Here is a 17,358-nt window from a genome sequence, read left to right as displayed (position 1 = left end):
TATTTTTTTCAGGATATGCACAGGAAATGATACCACCTGTTTTGCCAGCGGTTAGGGACACTGAGGTAGGAATTTAAAGAGAATTCAGGAGTCAGAAGTCAGAAGTCAGAAGTCAGAAGTCAGGAGTCAGAATCAGCCCATGATCTCTGTAAGTAGGAGGAGGCGAGCCTCGCTAAATCCTAGAGTTAGCAGTCTACAGTCAATGGTAGGTTTGAATTCATCAATATCCATTCTTAAGTTCCCTACACCCCACAACGCCAGATTCCTACGTAGGGAAATCATCACTTCGACAAGCTCAGTGCACAGCCTGCAGAACTGGCTCCTCCTGACTTCTGAATTCTGACTTCTGAATTCTGACTTCTGAATTCTGACTCCTGAGTTCTGAGTTCTGACTTCTTGCTCAATGTTTTAGATGGAAGACATTTAAAGCCATAGAGATCATTGATAGGAAGATCATAAATCCAATGGCATCTAGCATCGTTGTCACTAATGGACCACTCATCATCGCTGGATCTAGCTTTAGTCGTTTTAAACCCATTGGTAGTAGAGTTCCTAGTGTAACAGCTACAAGAGTATTTGTTGCCATTACCGTTCCTGCGACTAATGCTACCCAACGTTCTGAAGGAGGTGCCCAAATTAGAGAAAGCATGATCATAGTAAAGCCTAATGCTAAGGCTGTTCCCAAACCAGCCGTCAGCTCCTTACGAAGAATCTGAAGAGTATCTTTAGGTGTTACTTCTCCCACACCCAATCCGCGGATTGTCACGGTTAAAGCTTGAATCCCAACAGTACCACCTGTGTTAGAGAAAAGAGGCATGATCACAGCTAGCACAGGCACCATTGAAATTGTTGACTGAAACGGAGCGATCGCACTTGATGCTCCGATATAAAGCAACATAATACCTAGTAGCCACGGTAAACGCTTGCGAATCGTGATTCCTGAAGGAGACAAAGCTGCTTCATCACCACCACTTACACCTACGAGTTTTTGAATTTCTTCTGTTGCTTGCTCCTCAACAATATCTACCACATCATCTATTGTGATAATACCCACGAGTCGCTCTTCCCTATCAACAACTGGGATAGCTATTAAGTCGTAGCGCTTCATAAGCCGAACCACTTCTTCTTGGGGAGTGTCGGTTCTGACTTTGACAACGCGATCGCTAGCAATATCTCTGATTTTTGCATCGGGAATAGTAAACAGCAACTGACGCAATGAGACAGTACTAACTAGCCGACGCTTATTATCTGTGACGTAAGCGTAGTAGATCGTTTCTTTATCTTCGTCCTGACGGCGGATTTTTCGTAACGCCTCTCCTACCGTCAATCCCTCTCGTAACCAGACATATTCTGTAGTCATCAACCGCCCAGCAGTGCCTTCCGGGTAACCAAGAATTGTTGCGGTTGCTTGTCGTTGTTCTGGGCTAAGTTCTTGCAAAAGCCATTTTACGACTCCAGGCGGCAGTTCATCGAACAATTCTGCCCGTTCATGAGCACTCATCGCCTCTACAATTTGTGCTACTTGAACATCATGTAAAGAGCTTATTAGCTCTTTTTGTACCTCTGATGGAAGATGTTCAAAGACATCTATTGCCTGGTTTTTATTGAGCAGACGGAATGTGATTGCGCGTTTTTGTTGGGGTGCGCGTGTAATATATTCTGCTGCATCAACTGGTTGTAACCGATTCAAATTCCACTTCAATTGGTTTAGATCGGCAATGTCTATAAATGAATTGCAAACATCCTGCGTAAGCATAAAACCTCCTATGATCTCCCCTAAGCTGGGGAGACAAGCTCACGAGCTTAGAGGAGGTTGGTACTACCGTCTTGTGGACTTTGGTCCATAAAATCTCAGAAATTCAACATCGATTACCAATCAATGGCATCGCTAAGTTATAATAATAACCCGGGACGCACCGTTCCGGTAGATGCCTAGTACAAGCGTGAGGAAGTGGCTATATTCCTCACAAGTTATTTTCCTATTGCCCTGATGCCTGTTGATTGAGTAGATTTTACTACTGTTGCCAACAATGTCAAGCGTACAACCTAACTTGCTTTCAAAATGAGCAAGGTTAAATTATTTGCCCACACACCACCGATCTTTTCGAGAGATTCAAAGAACTGTTGTATAAGAATACATAACTTTGTACCCCCTAACAGGCAAATATATAGTATCTAGGAAAAATTTCTGGCCTTTGACAAGGTCTTCCTGTTGTTAAAACAATCTAATACTGATATACAGCAAGGGGCACTGGCATCTAATTTTAGTTGGGTTTCTATATCCATCTTAGGAAATACAACACCGGTATTAACCCTTATGGATAATAAAAATTTGAAAAAATCTTTCTTTTAGAGTATATTCTCAGAATACCTGAAAAAGCACCAAGTGAGTGACGACTCCACGCACCTCCCATCGGAATTGGTGTGTTTAAAAAATACGAGGTTTTTGATGAAAACCGCAACCCAAGTTCAAACACGTCTTGACTACTACTATCAGCAAATCAAGACAATTATTATTTATCGTCAGAACCCGATTACTGGCTTGCTACCTGCAAGTACCGCAGTAACAGCTCATGGTGATTATAGAGATGCTTGGGTGCGTGATAATGTTTACAGTATTTTAGCAGTTTGGGGTTTAGCACTAGCATATCGCAAGGTTGATGAAGACAAGGGACGCACCTACGAGCTAGAACACAGTGTTGTTAAGCTAATGCGAGGGTTGCTATTTGCTATGATGCGACAGGCTTATAAAGTTGAGCGCTTCAAGCACACTCAATGCCCACTAGATGCTTTGCACGCCAAGTATAACACTGCTACTGGCGATATCGTTGTAGGCGATGATGAATGGGGTCATTTGCAACTCGACGCTACATCTATATTTTTGCTAATGCTAGCGCAAATGACTGCTTCGGGATTGCATATAGTATATACTCCTGATGAAGTTAGTTTTGTTCAAAATCTGGTGTACTATATCGGACGAGCTTACCGCACACCAGACTACGGCATTTGGGAACGGGGTAACAAAATTAATCATGGAAACGCAGAATTAAACGCCAGTTCTGTAGGAATGGCAAAAGCTGCGATGGAAGCTATTAAAGGACTGGATTTATTTGGTGTACGTGGTAGTCAAGCATCAGTGATTCATGTCTTGCCAGACGAGATCGCCCGTGCCAGGATTACACTAGAGTCACTATTACCACGAGAATCAGCCTCAAAAGAAATTGATGCAGCGCTATTAAGCGTAATTACTTTTCCAGCTTTTGCGGTGGAAGATATACAACTGCACGAACGCACCCTTAACGACATCATCAACAAACTTGAAGGAAAATACGGTTGTAAACGCTTCTTACGGGATGGACATCAAACAGTTTTAGAAGACTCTAACCGCTTACACTACGAACCACTAGAACTCAAACAATTTGAGCATATCGAATGCGAATGGCCATTGTTTTTTACCTACTTGTTCCTAGATGGGTTGTTTTGTGGTAAACAAGAGCAAGTATCACGCTACAAAGAGCGCTTACAGTGTCTAATTGTAGAGCGGGATGGTTTACGGTTGCTGCCAGAACTTTATTATGTGCCAAAAGAAAACATAGACGCCGAAAAATTAAATCCTCAAAGTCAGCCACGTCTACCTAACGAAAATGTGCCTTTGGTATGGGCGCAAAGTCTTTATCTTCTGGGTGAAATGCTAAGTGAAGGGTTACTTGCAGTTGGAGATATTGACCCTTTAGGAAGACACTTATGTATAGGGAAAACTCGGGAAGCATTGGTACAAATTGCTTTATTGGCAGAAGATGAAGATTTACAGATGGCATTAGAAGTTTACGGAATTGAAACGCAAACTCCTAAACAAGTGGAACCAATTCAAGTACGTAAAGCTGTTGAACTTTCATCTGTATTTACTCAAATTGGGCGCAACGACAAGCTAGGTTTAACTGGACGTCCTGTACGGCGTCTGCGCAGTTTAACAACATCAAGAATTTTTCGCATTCGTGATGAAATAATAGTGTTTTTGCCTTCGTTTTCTGATCTTCAGCAGTTCTATTTAACCCTGGATGATCATTTCCTGATCGATCAGTTTAGAAGTGAACTTGCTTATATTCAAAAATATTGGAGTGATTTGGGACGCCCAACTCTAACTTTAATGTTGACTCACACGATGTGGGAAACAGGGAGCGAAGCTTTGTTGGCGCTAATACAAGAACTTAAGGAAGGAGTTTGTAATAGTGTACGGGTAAAATTAGGACGCGTAAACCAGTTGATGTTAACATCCGCAACACAACGGATCGATTTTCTCCACGATTTTGAATTTTCTCAATCATCTGTTAAAGATGCTGCACCTGATTGCTGTTACCTATTTAATGATCCAGAGAAAAACTGGCAGTTAGGGCATACTCAAGAATTTCAGATGGAATGTGAAACTAACTTAAATTTATTGCTTTCTTATTTACGTTCATCGGAAAATCTCTATGAACAAATCGAGTTGTTGCAAACTTTAACTCGTTTACAAGGACTTCAGTTTGATACAGGTTTTGGAGGCTCACGGTGTCCTGTAACGGTAGGAGATTTGTTAGATGAAGTATATACTAGAGCAGGTAAGCTAAATCTTTGGGCGGTTGTACGTCGTGCTGCTGGTTTAAGGCAGATGGTTGATATTGGCTTATCAGATGTAGTTACGATGATTTTGGTACGGGGTAAGCAAATTGCTGTGGGTAAGGCTTACAGTGAAGCATCCCTAATTACTGTACCAATGTCACACAATGAAATTGTAGAAAAAATAAATCATTTTTGTGGTGAGGATATACGCGATCGCGTCTTAACTCAAGAGATCCTGATTTATCTGAGCACTTTGATTCAGTCAGAGCCAGAATTATTTAAAGGACTATTGACACTGAGAGTTGGGTATCTGATCTTATTAATCACCAGCAAATTAGCAAGAGAGTTGAATGTTACTCAAGATGAAGGTTATGAACATTTGATGCAACTCTCTCCTTTTGAGGTGAAAATGCGTTTGCGTCAGGTATTGGTTGAGTATGCTGGTATGAGTAACCTTTTACGCCAGCAGGAATCACTGCGCGTTAAGCAAAAAGAAAGCGATATTGCTTGGGTGATACAACCTGTGGGTGAAGAAATCGACGTTCCTCTTGGTGGTTGGCGGCGGTTTCGCGAAGCAGAGGGAGCTACCGGGCGTGTACCAAAAGATTTTTTCCAGCAGGTTTGGCAGCTTTTGAAGCATTGCAAAGGTGTAGTGATTGGTGATAAGCTAGAAAGACGTAACCGTTTAGATAGTGAGAGGATGCTGTCGGAAATGACAGCCGGGGAAAAGAATTTTGCACTAAAAGTTGAGCATTTGCTGAATAAAATAGAGGCTCCAGAGTACCGGCAAGTTTGTATTGAAACATTAATGGAATTGGCGGCGATCGCGTCAAATAACCCTAACCTGCAAATTGAAGCGTATATAGTGTTAGATGTGTTAATTGGTCATGCTGTACGCTTAGCATGGTTAGAACGTCATCGGGAAAGAGGCGATCGCTATGATGAGGATAAAGCAAGTGCGTGGAGATCGTTTTACAACACCTCTCCTACAGAGTGTGCAAGTCATGTTTTGAAGGCATTTAGGTTCTTAACCCGTTTTCAGCAAACCACTGAAATTCCAGCAGTTTAACACCAAGAACTCACAAGCCAAGATTCATCTGTGGAATTGTTTAGTCGCAATAATGCATAGCAATTACAAAACCATTAAATATGTATCTTTTCCTTCCATTGGTAAAACTCGTAATTTCTGATTTTGTAAATCAGGTTCTAATCCTAAATCTTCTAAAGGGATTAATCCTAATAAAGGATCTGAATCTTCTGGTAATTCAATACAATTAAATATCCCTTCTCTTCCTTCAACTGAAATATTTAACATTTTAAAAATACGAGCTTTATGCAATCCTGTGGCTATTTTAACGTCCACTTCTCCTTGAAACGGTAATCCCAAATCAAGAATAATATTTTTCGGTAAGCATAGCCTTGTCGCCCCTGTGTCAACTAAAACATCGTGTAAAGTAATTGAACGTATTTGATCTGTTGGAATAAATCCTCTTTCTGCTAAAATCTGGTCAATTTGGTTAGTAATGGTGATTGTGGTAGTCACTTTGCCCGTTTTTTCGCTTTTGCTAACTTTCATATTATTTTCCTATAAATTTCATCAAATCACAGACAATTTGTGCTGTGCATTAGGATCGCCTTCACAACTTTTCTTCATCTACCAAAGTTGTAAATTTTCTCAGTGCTTTAGCTAAATCATTGGGTGTCCCAATATCTAAATAACTACCATTGGGAAATGCTTCTGCTTCTACATGAAAACCTTGATCAATACCAGCTTGAATTATATTGCCAATAGGTATTTCTGGTAGCTTTGATAAATTTTTGCTAGCTTTGAGACTGGAAATATAGTCATGCAAAAACTGAGTAAAAGCAGGTGTCCAAACTGCAATAGCCCACATATAACGTAAATCTGACTGGTTAGGTTTTTCGATTACCAAGTGGACTTTACCAGAAGCGTCAAAATCAACCATACCTGCTTTATGAGGCTGTTCTGTGGGGAATAATCCCAAAACGACATCAGCATTGCTTTTTTGTTGGCGTTCAAGTAGCTTTACAAAAGCATCGTCAGGCTGAAATAGAATATCAGGAAAACCAAAAGCTACCACTGCATCTTGAACGAAGGGATAAGCCTGATCTAAGGTAAAAGGTACACCATAAGGCAAACCCATGATCAGATAGCCTAAACTCATAGAAAGCATTGTCCCATCTCCAAAATATGACGGGATATCCCACTTTCCAGGACGAAGTATAAAATACGCCTGCTCAATGCCTGCTAGTTGCATTTTTTCTAGCAAATAGTGGCAAACAACTTTTGGGCGCAAATCACTTTTATCACCAAAAGAATGAAACCCAACAGGATATAGCTCTTTACTCACAGGTAAAGGTGAAATCCTTTTTGCTTGTCCACCTGCGGGTAGCAAGCCAATGATTCGACGCTTAATCATACAAAATGACACTTCATAATTCGCCTTTCCTCAATAAATCATAAAAAGGAGTCAGGAGACAGAATTCAGGAATCAGAATACGCCATCCCTTTATGGGTGGTATTTTAAGAAAAGTTTCAACTCCTCCCTCGTCGAAAATCAACGAGGTTTTAACCCAGTATTTATTCTGACTCCTGTCTCCTGAATTCTGAATTCTGTTTCATAAAAAATACCCCCTCCTTACTTAATTAAGCGTCGTCGTTTACAAACGGCATAAGGAGAGGGTTATTTTTCTTTATTGAGACTACTTGACAGAGACAGCATCAACATCGATAGTGTTTGCAGTAGAGGTAGTACTCTCAGCCGTCGTAGATGCTTCCGAGTCAACCACATTATTAACTTGACGTGCTTTGAAGCCTTCGATCACAAGCTGGGAGACTTCGGAAACTAACAACGTTAATAAAAATACGTCGTCCAGCTCTCCCACAATAGGTAGAAAATCTGGAGCAATATCAAGTGGGCTAACAAAATAAAGTAGCGTTCCTAGAATTACCCACCAACGGTATTTGGGATTGCGAAGTAAATTACGATACCAAGAATAAACGGATTGGAGTGAAAATTTCATAAGTTTAACCTCTAGTTATCTTTGATTGTGTCAAATTATGTCATAAAATTCCTGGGGGAATAACCGTCCTAGTTTATCTGGTAGATGCTACCGCTAGGCTATCGGAATAGCCATATTCCTAAGAAATTCAACAGGTATGGAAATTGTCTATTCATCTTTAGTATGAAGTTTATTAAAATGCTTTGAAATAGTTATCAAGGAATGAACGGAGGAAACTTAAAACAGTGGATATTTTAGTTATCTTTCAGAAAGTTGGACCAGTCATCTGGTTGTTACTTTTCTTCTCAGTTTTATGTTTAAGTGTCGTTCTAGAGCGTCTATGGTTCTGGTTACGAATTTTAACCCAAGAAAAGGAAATAGTTGACCGTGTGTTGGATGCAGCCCAAGATAATTGGCTAACAGCTACGGAGATTGCTAGACGAGCAACAGATCAACCTATAGGTAGATTTCTTTATGCTCCCTTAAGCTTACCAAAAAGTACTCCCGAACTCTTCCGTTTAGCATTAGAGTCTACAGCAGAAACTGAACTGGCACAAATGCGACGGGGTGAAAAAGTTTTGGAACTTGTGATTGCTGTTGCTCCTTTGCTGGGATTGTTTGGTACGGTTTGGGGTTTAATCAAGGCTTTGGAATCTATTCGGATTGGGGACTTGGGAACAGAATCAACCGCTGGAGTAACTACTGGTATTGGGGAAGCTTTGTATAGTACTGCAATGGGGTTAGCGATCGCTATCGTTAGTCTCATATTCTACCGGCTATTTCAAGCCTTTGTTGTCAATCAAGTTAAAGTTTTTCGCAAAGCTGGAAATGAGTTGGAAATACTGTATTTACAGTTTCCCCCAGATCTTAACAATAGTGATATACAGGAATCGAGACCTTACACCAGCCCACCTCGTAAGAAAGTGAAAAATAAATTCTCAGAAACTGTAACAGGTATTCCCTCAGAACCTGTAACAGCCATTCCCCCTGAATCTGATTTATCAGAACCAAAAGATACTCAAGAATTTAACTCCTAATTTGTGAGATTTTGACATATGAAAGTTAATCTACACACTCCACTTGAAGAAACTCAAGTTCAAATTATTCCCTTAATTGATGTCGTTTTTTGTATCCTGTCATTTTTTATTTTGGCTTCTTTGCAGTTTACTCGTCAGCAAGCAATAAATGTTGATTTACCTACAGCTAAGACTGGTTCAATATCTAATAGCAGTGTCATGTCACAGACAAAGCAACAGATATTACCTGTAACTATTGATGCCATTGGTCAAACCTATGTAGAGAAACAGCCAGTGAAAAGGGAAGATTTGAAGATAGTTTTAGAGAATTATGTTAGAAAAAACCCCAAAGGAATTTTAGTGTTAAATGCGTCTCGATCAGCAACATACAACGATGTCATTGAGATGCTGGATTTGCTACGACAAGTGGGGGGCGATCGCGTTTCTTTAGGGATTATACCTACCTCCTCACAAAAACCAACTAATTCACAACAACCTGCTTCTCCTTACTTACCAAACAATCCTAGTACTTCAGGATTTGGTTCCGTACCAAACACCCAACCTGTCCTACCTCAAATTCCCTTACCCTCCGATCAATACCAAACTGGGCAACAAGGGATTAATTCAATTAATCCGGGCACATATCCTGTACAACCGACACAACCTGTCGCACCCAGAAAAACGAGATGATGACAATTCCAAACAGATAAAAGAGTAGAGGCGTTTGCCGGGAAAACTCCTACACAAGTAGGTAATGAAAAAGTCGAATAGGGACAAATCAATTAAAATTTTTTGATTCATTTGTTCCCTTCATTCATCTTTTTATTCCGTCAGACTTAAAAGTACACACAATGAACATTAAGTAGCAACAAAATTCTGGTATTTTACAAATATTAATAAAGCTAGATAGAGCAATTTCTTGTTGCCAGTAGCCATTTAAATATCAAGGGTTGTTGCAATGGATCTTAGGACCATTTTTATTGTTTGGGTGGGAACAGCAATTAGCTTGTACATTATCAGCAAATTTCCGCTAATAGGAGTGGAGATTGATACTCCTGACAAAGCCTTTACTTCGTCAGCTATTTTTGGAATAGTAACAACAGTAGTCAGACCAATTTTGCATTGGACATTTGCAACATTCAATATTGTTATAGTTGATTTGTTATCTGGTTTTTTTACCTTTATTATTACCGTTGTGTCCTTTGGACTTGCAGCATCTTTAGTGGAAGGCTTTAACTTACGCTTTGGTCTTTGGAGCGCTGTTTTAGGTGCCTTTACATTATCTATGATCAGTAGTCTTATTTATGGTTTTTTAGGAACCTAGCGCCGCTACACGGAAGTCAAAAGGAGCCAGTGCGCCCTTATGGGTTTCCCGGCTTGAAGCATCTGGCGTTCAAAAATCAAAAGTGTTATAAATCAAGGTTTTTGGCTATTTCAAATGGTCTACTTATTTCTGCGGCGCTGTACTAGTATTAGAATTAATTGTTAGTCAGTTGACTAACAATTAATAACTAACTATTCATTAGTAGTTGGTGGAGTAACTTTGGTGGTTGATTGTTGACCACGCTTTTCGCGTTTTTTACGATCAGCTGATAAAATATCAGCCATGACTACCATTGCTTGCGCCATTTTATCTAAGTTAGAACGGTATAATTCTAAATCTTTATTGAGCTTGTCATCCGATAAATGTAAGCCAGCAGCAATAGTTTTTAGTGCTTCATTGCGTTGCTTTTCATCTTTGACTAATTCTGGATCTGACAGATCCAACAAAGAAAATATACCTATTGCAAATAAGCGGTTATATTTGAAATTAGGATTTTTAGCAATTGAAGCTAGTGAAAACTGGAAGTCACTATCTTGTTCTAAGGGATTTGTTTGGCTCAACCAAGCAATTAATTGGCTCGATGGTAAGCCTTGAGCTAAATCTTGCAAGCGTTGAGCGTCCTGCTTATAAAGTTGTGGATCTTCTTGTATTGCTTGGAGAAGGGCAATAAAAATGGAGTCCTTTTCTCGTTCTGGCTGGTAGCCTTGCATGAAACGTTCAAAAGCGGTAACAACACCCAAGGCATAAATCGGATTATAACTAAAATCAGCATTTACTGACAGCAGGTGCATCTCCACCATCAACTCCTCGACAACCCGACGATAAATCGTATTTATAGGACGGGTGTGTAGAGTGTAGAAAGTTCGCTTTGTATCAGAGACTGTACGGACGTTATTCACAAATAAAATTTACAGGGCAACGTATGTTTATTTTCTCGCTTCTGGGCAACTTTGCCAAGTTTATATTTGTCCTAGACAATAGAATAACTTTGACACTCTCCGCTCTAAAGAGACGGAGATTCTTAAGACCTAAAGCGTCTTAATATCCTGTTTTCACAGGTACGCGCGGCTCAATACGTTTGCCTTTAAGGCGTACTGATGTCTCCTTACAGTGTTTTGGGCGTATACTTCCTCCCAGTCCGGGAGTAGGTTTTATTTAAATGTCTTGTACTGACATGTTCAAATTCTAACACAAAGCCGTCCTAAAAGGACAGGGTTTTAAACCCAAATTTTTTGATAAAAGCCCCAATCGTGACATCATAACACTTCTCCCTAGTCAGTATGCTAAAAAAATCATTACAATTCTAGTTGTATACTGAACAAGTCAACATATGCGCTCCTCGCCACAGCTACTTGCCCTAGCGGATTATCTCAGCGGTGAATTTGATAATCGACAACAAGCTCTTGCTGAGCCTGTTTGGTATGTTCATCTACGTTTGTGGCATAGACCAGTAGCATTATTAGCACAAGATAGCATTACCCTGTTTGCTGAGCAAGCTAATATTGTTAACCTAGAACGACCTTATCGACAGAGAATTATGCGGCTGATGGAAGGGAATAACCCTGATGGATCTCTGTTAGTACAATACTACATGCTTAAAGACCCAACAGCACTAAGTGGTGCTGGTCGTAACCCTGCTTTACTAGATAACTTGACAGATGACCAAATAGATATACTACCTGGTTGCGTTCTCAATGTTAAACAGCGGACGCTGGCCGATCAAAGTTATCACTTTACGGCTAGCCCACCACCCGAAACTCGTTGCTGCTTTACTTATCTTGGCAATACTGTCGAAGTTGCACTTTCATTTGAAGCTAACAAAGATGAATTTCTTAGCTACGATAAAGGAATCGACTCAGAAACAGGAAAACCAACTTGGGGAGCAATTTTGGGTCCATATCGTTACACCAAGCGTCAGTAGAATTAAAAATTTTTAATCCTTAGCTGGCGATACTACGAGGTACACCTTCTAACGCTTCCTCTTCAGTTTCAAAGATTTCAAAGACTGTATCCATCATGGTCACTTCAAACACGAGTTTGGCTTCCGGATGGACGCTACATATACGAAAACTTCCCTTGACTTTATCAGCATCCCGCATTCCTGCTACCAAGGAAGTGAGACCAGAACTATCAATAAAATTGACCTGACCGAGATTCACGACGAGATGCTGACTGACCTTGGAAATACATTCTTGCAGCTTGAGACGAAATAGCCAAGCGGTGGTAATATCCAGACGGCCTGTTGGTGTCAAAACGATAACAGTATTTCCGTCTTGAGTTGTATAAGTTTTTTGATCGATCTTGATCACTAAGCCTCCCTATTGTACTTTACAAAATCCACTAATTGTTTAGTTCCTGATAGTATAACAGTCTTGTTTTATAAGTATTTACTTTAGTACTATAACTCACAGAAAAAAGTTCTGTGTATGATGAACATACGGAGAAGGGTGTAGGGTGTAGGGTGTAGGGGGCAGGGGAGCTCTTGAGCAGGGGAGGAAAAAAAATACCTGAGTTCATTTCAGCTAACAATTGATCGATATAGTTCTTCTCCTCCGCCCCATGCCCCATGCCCCATGCCCCATGCCCCATGCCCCATGCCCCATACTCCTAACTACCTCCAATTTACCCAATCTTGCGGCTTAAGGAAGGTTGTGTATAACTCAGCTTCTGGGGAATTTGGTTCTGGATTGTAGCCGTATTCCCAACGTACCAAAGGTGGTAGTGACATCAAAATTGATTCAGTGCGTCCGTTGGTTTGTAAACCAAAAATTGTGCCTCGGTCATAAACTAAGTTGAATTCTACGTATCTTCCCCGACGGTAGAGTTGAAAATTCCTTTGGCGATCGCCATACTCAAGTTTATGCCGCCGTTCTACAATTGGTACGTACGCCGGTAAAAAAGCATCACCACAGCCTTGCACAAAAGCAAATAAATCTTCCCAACTACGTTGTGAAGGAGTTCCAACTTTGTTGCTGTAAATAGCTGCGTCTTTATCTGGATGGGGACCACGATACAAGGAACCTTGACCATCTTGGTAATCAAAAAATAAACCCCCTACACCTCGGGTTTCTCCTCGATGTTTGAGGTAAAAATATTCATCACACCAGCGCTTAAACACTGGATAATAGTCTGGATGATGAGTATCACAAGCTTGCTTGAAAGTTTTATGAAAATGTGAAGCATCTTCGGCAAAAGGGTAGTAGGGGGTTAAATCAGCACCACCACCAAACCACCAAACTGGTCCTGCTTCAAAGTATCGATAATTTAGGTGAACTGTTGGTACATAAGGGTTACGAGGATGTAGCACCATTGAAGTTCCTGTGGCATAAAAGCCGTGTCCTGCAGCCTCTGGGCGTTGGGTTAAAATTGAAGGTGGTAAATGAGAACCCCAAACTTCTGAAAAATTGACACCAGCTTGTTCAAATATTGCTCCTTCACACAAAATGCGCGATCGCCCTCCACCTCCTTCTGGACGCTCCCACGTGTCTTCTCTAAAATTCCCAACACCATCCAAATCTGCCAACTTTTGAGTAATTTGGTCTTGCAAGCGCTTCATAAACTGACTAACTCTGTTTTTTGCGTCAGATGGAGGCAAAGATGAAGAAGATGCTGGTACTGTTTTGGTTTGGGAGTTGGTCAACATAAGTTCAAGAACCTAAAGTGAAAGTCTCAAAATTTTTCAATTGCAAATTTAATTTGATCAAAGGTGCTCATGCGCTGCCTAAAAGCAAACTACACTCGCTACAATTCTGGGTTTTACCAGCAAGCCAGTGCGTTCCCCCAACAGATTGGTTGACTAAAGGTTTGGGGGTATAGGAGAATTCAAAATTCAGAGTTGAAAACCAAGTTTTGAATCCTGAATTTGAGGTCAGCGAGAGTTTTTGTTAACCTTGCTACATCTTGGTAGCCCAATTTGTGGTGAGCGATGAGTATGACTAAAGCTATTCTCCCTCAAATCGGTATAAGGTTTAATACTGATTGACTTTTTTCAACTTTTTGGTAAAAAATTCCCAAAATGCTGAAAATCCTCCAGCTTAGGGGTTTAGGATGAAATACAGGTCTGCATCCCAGACTGATAATTATAATATTCCTCTAGACCAATGTTAAAACCCCCTTGGAAAAAACTTTTTAAAGCAGGAGCCAGAATTCAAAAGACAGTAGGAGCCAGCGCACTGGCTACCCCCGAGTTCTTTTATTAAATAGTAAGTTGCCATACAAAGGGCATATTTGAGACAGTTTGATACAGAAATTGATTATGCCAGAGTTTCCAAAAAAGTTATAGCGAGGAGGATTAGGAAAATGCGAGCTTGGTTGTCCAAATTCATCCACCGCAAACGTCGTTGGTTGTGCGTTTCTCTGGTGCGGACGTATCGAGAGATTAGTTGTGCTTCTGTAGATGAACTTTGGCAACAGGTGGTTGATATTGCTGATGTTTCCTGGCATCCACTACTAAAGAGTACTAACCTACCTCGCGGATTAGTACCTAAACCCGGATTGATTTACCTAGCTGTAACACGCTTGTCGCCAATTCCCATACGTATCTTTGTAGAACGTGTTAATCCCAGAGAAGTCCTAAGTATCAGAGTTATGCCAATTCCTGGTGTAGAAGAAAGAGTGACTTACCGAGTAGAGTCAACGGTATGTGGCACTTGTTTATCTTATTCTGTAACATTACGTGGGTGGTTGTCACCTTTGATCTGGTCTTTCTCTCGTCCCTATGCGGATCGGGTAGCACGAGCTTTGGTCGATGCAGTCGAGAAAACCGCGCTACAAGCAGTTTCTGGAAAGAGAAAATCTCTTAAGGACAGTTGTTGGGATTTTTAGAGCATAGGAGGGAGTAGGGAGCAGGGGGAGAATAAGAAAATTAGTTTCACTCTTCTTATTCTTACTATTCCCGATGCCCCATGCCCCATGCCCCATGCCCCATGCCCATTGCCCCAATCCCTTGTTAATATTTATTTCGTTAGAAAAGGTGAAAAAAAACTATGTATGATGTCCTAGATTCGCAGTCAGTTTTAGAAGTGCTGCGACCAGTGCAAGATCCAGAGCTTCGCAAAAGTTTAGTAGAACTAAACATGATTCGCAATATAAAAATTGACGATGGCAAGGTTAGCTTCACTTTAGTATTGACAACACCTGCCTGTCCATTACGTGAATTTATCGTTGAAGATTGCGAAAAAGCTGTCAAAAAACTGCCAGGAGTTAATACTGTATCTATAGAGGTAACAGCAGAAACACCTCAACAAAAAAGCTTACCTGACCGTATGGGTATTGCTGGAGTAAAGAACATCATAGCAGTTTCTAGTGGTAAAGGGGGTGTAGGAAAAAGTACAGTTGCTGTCAACGTATCAGTTGCTCTAGCGCAAACGGGGGCAAAGGTTGGGTTACTGGATGCTGATATTTATGGTCCTAATGACCCCACAATGTTAGGACTTAGTCAAGCTCAGCTTGCAGTGTACTCAACACAAAAAGGTGAAGTTCTAGAGCCTGCATTTAATCATGGTGTCAAATTAGTTTCAATGGGCTTTTTGATTGACCGAGATCAGCCGGTGATTTGGCGTGGTCCTATGCTCAATGGAGTGATTCGTCAATTTCTCTATCAAGTTGAATGGGGGGAACTTGATTATTTAATTGTGGATATGCCACCAGGAACAGGAGATGCTCAATTAACGTTAACACAAGCAGTGCCAATGGCAGGGGTAGTCATAGTTACTACACCGCAAAACGTTGCGTTGTTAGATTCTCGTAAGGGATTGCGGATGTTTCAGCAAATGAACGTGCCGATATTGGGAATAGTAGAAAATATGAGCTATTTTATTCCGCCAGATATGCCTTCTAAGCAATATGACATCTTTGGTTCTGGAGGAGGAGAGAAAACTGCTAAGGAATTGGGAATACCTTTATTAGGGTGTGTACCGTTAGAAATTTCCACGAGGATCGGTGGTGATAACGGTGTCCCGATAGTGATTGCTGAACCCGATTCAGCTAGTGCAAAAGCTCTGCATGCGATCGCCCTTGCTATTGCAGGCAAAGTGTCAGTCGCTGCACTATCTTGAAACAAGTCTAAAACCGCATAATAATGTTATTAAAACGCTCAATTCCCAAAATTCGCTCTTTATATTGGGTGAAACCTTGGCAGCAAGTAGACTGGTTGTTACTTAGCTTGCCAATTGCTCTGACTATATTTGGCGGTATTATGATTCGTAGTACCGAATTGAACCAGGAATTATCAGACTGGCGGTGGCACTGGATAATGGGTGGCATTGGTTTGGCTATAGCGCTTGTGATAGCTCGCATCCGCTATGAAAATCTGCTGCAATGGCACTGGGTAACGTACGCAATTATTAATATTAGTTTACTGGCCGTGATGATAGCTGGCCATAGTGCCAAAGGGGCGCAGCGATGGATAAACATAGCTGGTATTCCAGTGCAACCATCTGAATTTGCCAAAGTAGGCTTAATTATTACGCTAGCAGCTTTATTACATAAACGCACTGCTTCTCATCTGAATAGCGTTTTCAGAACCTTAGCGATCACTGCTGTTCCTTGGGGATTAGTGTTTTTGCAACCAGATCTAGCAACATCGTTAGTATTTGGTGCAATCTTTTTAGGAATGTTATATTGGGCAAATGCTAATCCTGGTTGGTTGATACTGATGATTTCTCCAGCTGTGGCAGCAATTCTGTTTAGTATACCTTGGCCTTTCCCAATATCTTTTACCCGAGACCTCACTTTTGGCCCTTTAGGATTAGTATGGTCAATTGCTATGGGTTTGGTTGGTTTAAGCACTTTACCTTGGCGTCGATTTGCGCTTAGCGGTTTAGGTGCTTTGACTCTTAATGTGCTAGGTGGTGAACTAGGACTGTTTGCTTGGAATCATGTGTTAAAGGATTATCAAAAAGACCGACTCACTTCTTTTATGAACCCCAACGCAGATCCTCTCGGTTCCGCTTACCACCAAATCCAATCTCGTATCGCTATCGGTGCTGGTGAACTGTGGGGATGGGGTTTGAACAAAGGTCCCATGACTCAACTGAATTTCGTTCCAGAACAGCACACAGATTTCATTTTCTCAGCTGTAGGAGAAGAATTCGGTTTTGTCGGTTGTTTGGTAGTACTGTTGGTCTTTTGGATGATTTGTCAGCGCTTATTGCATATAGCCCAAACAGCCAAAGACAACTTTGGCTCTTTATTAGCTATTGGCGTTTTATCCATGATCGTATTTCAGATGGTTGTTAATATCGGTATGACCGTTGGCTTAGCTCCTGTTGCAGGCATTCCCCTGCCTTGGTTAAGCTATGGTCGTTCAGCAATGCTGACAAACTTCATTTCTATCGGAATCGTAGAAGCTGTGGCAAATTGTCGCCAGAGGCAGAAGTATTGAAGAAGGAGTAG

The 17,358-nt window shown here is 41.0% G+C and carries 15 protein-coding genes; 8 read left to right on the top strand and 7 right to left on the bottom strand.

What is annotated here, in order from left to right; all coding sequences use genetic code 11:
• Nucleotides 1-400: 400 nt before the first annotated feature.
• The gene (gene mgtE, locus G4P69_RS09125; RefSeq protein ID WP_208349476.1) at nt 401-1,756 is read right to left on the bottom strand and encodes a magnesium transporter; all 1,356 of its coding nucleotides are present in this window, start codon (nt 1,754-1,756) and stop codon (nt 401-403) included.
• A 693-nt stretch (nt 1,757-2,449) separates the two neighbouring features.
• On the opposite strand from mgtE, the gene G4P69_RS09120 reads away from it, so the two are divergent.
• Nucleotides 2,450-5,668, top strand: coding sequence for a glycoside hydrolase family 15 protein (locus G4P69_RS09120; protein WP_208349475.1), 3,219 nt, complete (start codon nt 2,450-2,452; stop codon nt 5,666-5,668).
• A gap of 63 nt (nt 5,669-5,731) precedes the next feature.
• On the opposite strand, the gene G4P69_RS09115 is transcribed toward G4P69_RS09120, so the two are convergent.
• The 3 genes from G4P69_RS09115 to G4P69_RS09105 all read right to left on the bottom strand — a co-directional run bounded on the left by G4P69_RS09115 (nt 5,732) and on the right by G4P69_RS09105 (nt 7,644).
• The gene (locus G4P69_RS09115; protein WP_208349472.1) at nt 5,732-6,175 is read right to left on the bottom strand and encodes a pepsin/retropepsin-like aspartic protease family protein; all 444 of its coding nucleotides are present in this window, start codon (nt 6,173-6,175) and stop codon (nt 5,732-5,734) included.
• A gap of 61 nt (nt 6,176-6,236) precedes the next feature.
• On the bottom strand, nt 6,237-7,040 hold the full coding sequence (locus tag G4P69_RS09110) for a sugar phosphate nucleotidyltransferase (RefSeq protein ID WP_208349469.1): 804 nt from the start codon (nt 7,038-7,040) through the stop codon (nt 6,237-6,239).
• Between the two features lie 283 nt (nt 7,041-7,323).
• Entirely contained in the window at nt 7,324-7,644 is a 321-nt protein-coding gene (locus tag G4P69_RS09105) for a YkvA family protein (RefSeq protein WP_208349467.1), read from the bottom strand.
• A gap of 224 nt (nt 7,645-7,868) precedes the next feature.
• Between G4P69_RS09105 and G4P69_RS09100 the strand changes: the two genes are divergently transcribed.
• From G4P69_RS09100 to G4P69_RS09090, 3 genes are all read left to right on the top strand, one after another.
• Entirely contained in the window at nt 7,869-8,660 is a 792-nt protein-coding gene (locus G4P69_RS09100; protein WP_208349464.1) for a MotA/TolQ/ExbB proton channel family protein, read from the top strand.
• An 18-nt stretch (nt 8,661-8,678) separates the two neighbouring features.
• Nucleotides 8,679-9,329 (top strand): ExbD/TolR family protein, encoded by a 651-nt coding sequence (locus tag G4P69_RS09095; protein ID WP_208346018.1) that lies wholly within the window; start codon nt 8,679-8,681, stop codon nt 9,327-9,329.
• A gap of 268 nt (nt 9,330-9,597) precedes the next feature.
• A complete protein-coding gene (locus G4P69_RS09090; protein WP_208346019.1) occupies nt 9,598-9,963 on the top strand; it encodes a phage holin family protein in 366 nt (121 codons plus the stop codon).
• 191 nt (nt 9,964-10,154) lie between these two features.
• On the opposite strand, the gene psb29 is transcribed toward G4P69_RS09090, so the two are convergent.
• Nucleotides 10,155-10,862 carry a photosystem II biogenesis protein Psp29 gene (gene psb29 / locus G4P69_RS09085; RefSeq protein ID WP_208349461.1) on the bottom strand — a complete coding sequence of 236 codons (708 nt, stop codon included), beginning with the start codon at nt 10,860-10,862 and terminating at the stop codon, nt 10,155-10,157.
• A 431-nt stretch (nt 10,863-11,293) separates the two neighbouring features.
• Here psb29 and G4P69_RS09080 point away from each other — a divergent pair, with 431 nt between their 5' ends.
• Nucleotides 11,294-11,884 carry a chromophore lyase CpcT/CpeT gene (locus G4P69_RS09080; RefSeq protein WP_208349457.1) on the top strand — a complete coding sequence of 197 codons (591 nt, stop codon included), beginning with the start codon at nt 11,294-11,296 and terminating at the stop codon, nt 11,882-11,884.
• 19 nt (nt 11,885-11,903) lie between these two features.
• On the opposite strand, the gene G4P69_RS09075 is transcribed toward G4P69_RS09080, so the two are convergent.
• Both G4P69_RS09075 and hemF read right to left on the bottom strand, forming a co-directional pair.
• Nucleotides 11,904-12,272: an STAS domain-containing protein gene (locus tag G4P69_RS09075; RefSeq protein ID WP_208349454.1), complete on the bottom strand. Its 369-nt coding sequence runs from the start codon at nt 12,270-12,272 to the stop codon at nt 11,904-11,906.
• A 302-nt stretch (nt 12,273-12,574) separates the two neighbouring features.
• Nucleotides 12,575-13,606, bottom strand: a complete 1,032-nt coding sequence (gene hemF, locus G4P69_RS09070) for an oxygen-dependent coproporphyrinogen oxidase (RefSeq protein ID WP_208349452.1) — start codon at nt 13,604-13,606, stop codon at nt 12,575-12,577.
• A 656-nt stretch (nt 13,607-14,262) separates the two neighbouring features.
• Between hemF and G4P69_RS09065 the strand changes: the two genes are divergently transcribed.
• From G4P69_RS09065 to rodA, 3 genes are all read left to right on the top strand, one after another.
• On the top strand, nt 14,263-14,787 hold the full coding sequence (locus tag G4P69_RS09065) for an SRPBCC family protein (protein WP_208349450.1): 525 nt from the start codon (nt 14,263-14,265) through the stop codon (nt 14,785-14,787).
• A 161-nt stretch (nt 14,788-14,948) separates the two neighbouring features.
• Nucleotides 14,949-16,019 (top strand): Mrp/NBP35 family ATP-binding protein, encoded by a 1,071-nt coding sequence (locus G4P69_RS09060; protein ID WP_208349448.1) that lies wholly within the window; start codon nt 14,949-14,951, stop codon nt 16,017-16,019.
• 23 nt (nt 16,020-16,042) lie between these two features.
• Nucleotides 16,043-17,347 carry a rod shape-determining protein RodA gene (gene rodA, locus G4P69_RS09055; RefSeq protein ID WP_208349446.1) on the top strand — a complete coding sequence of 435 codons (1,305 nt, stop codon included), beginning with the start codon at nt 16,043-16,045 and terminating at the stop codon, nt 17,345-17,347.
• Nucleotides 17,348-17,358 lie beyond the last annotated feature (11 nt).

The sequence above is a fragment of the Aetokthonos hydrillicola CCALA 1050 genome, assembly GCF_017591665.1.
Lineage (GTDB): Bacteria > Cyanobacteriota > Cyanobacteriia > Cyanobacteriales > Nostocaceae > Aetokthonos > Aetokthonos hydrillicola.
This window is presented reverse-complemented; position numbering and strand designations above follow the sequence as displayed.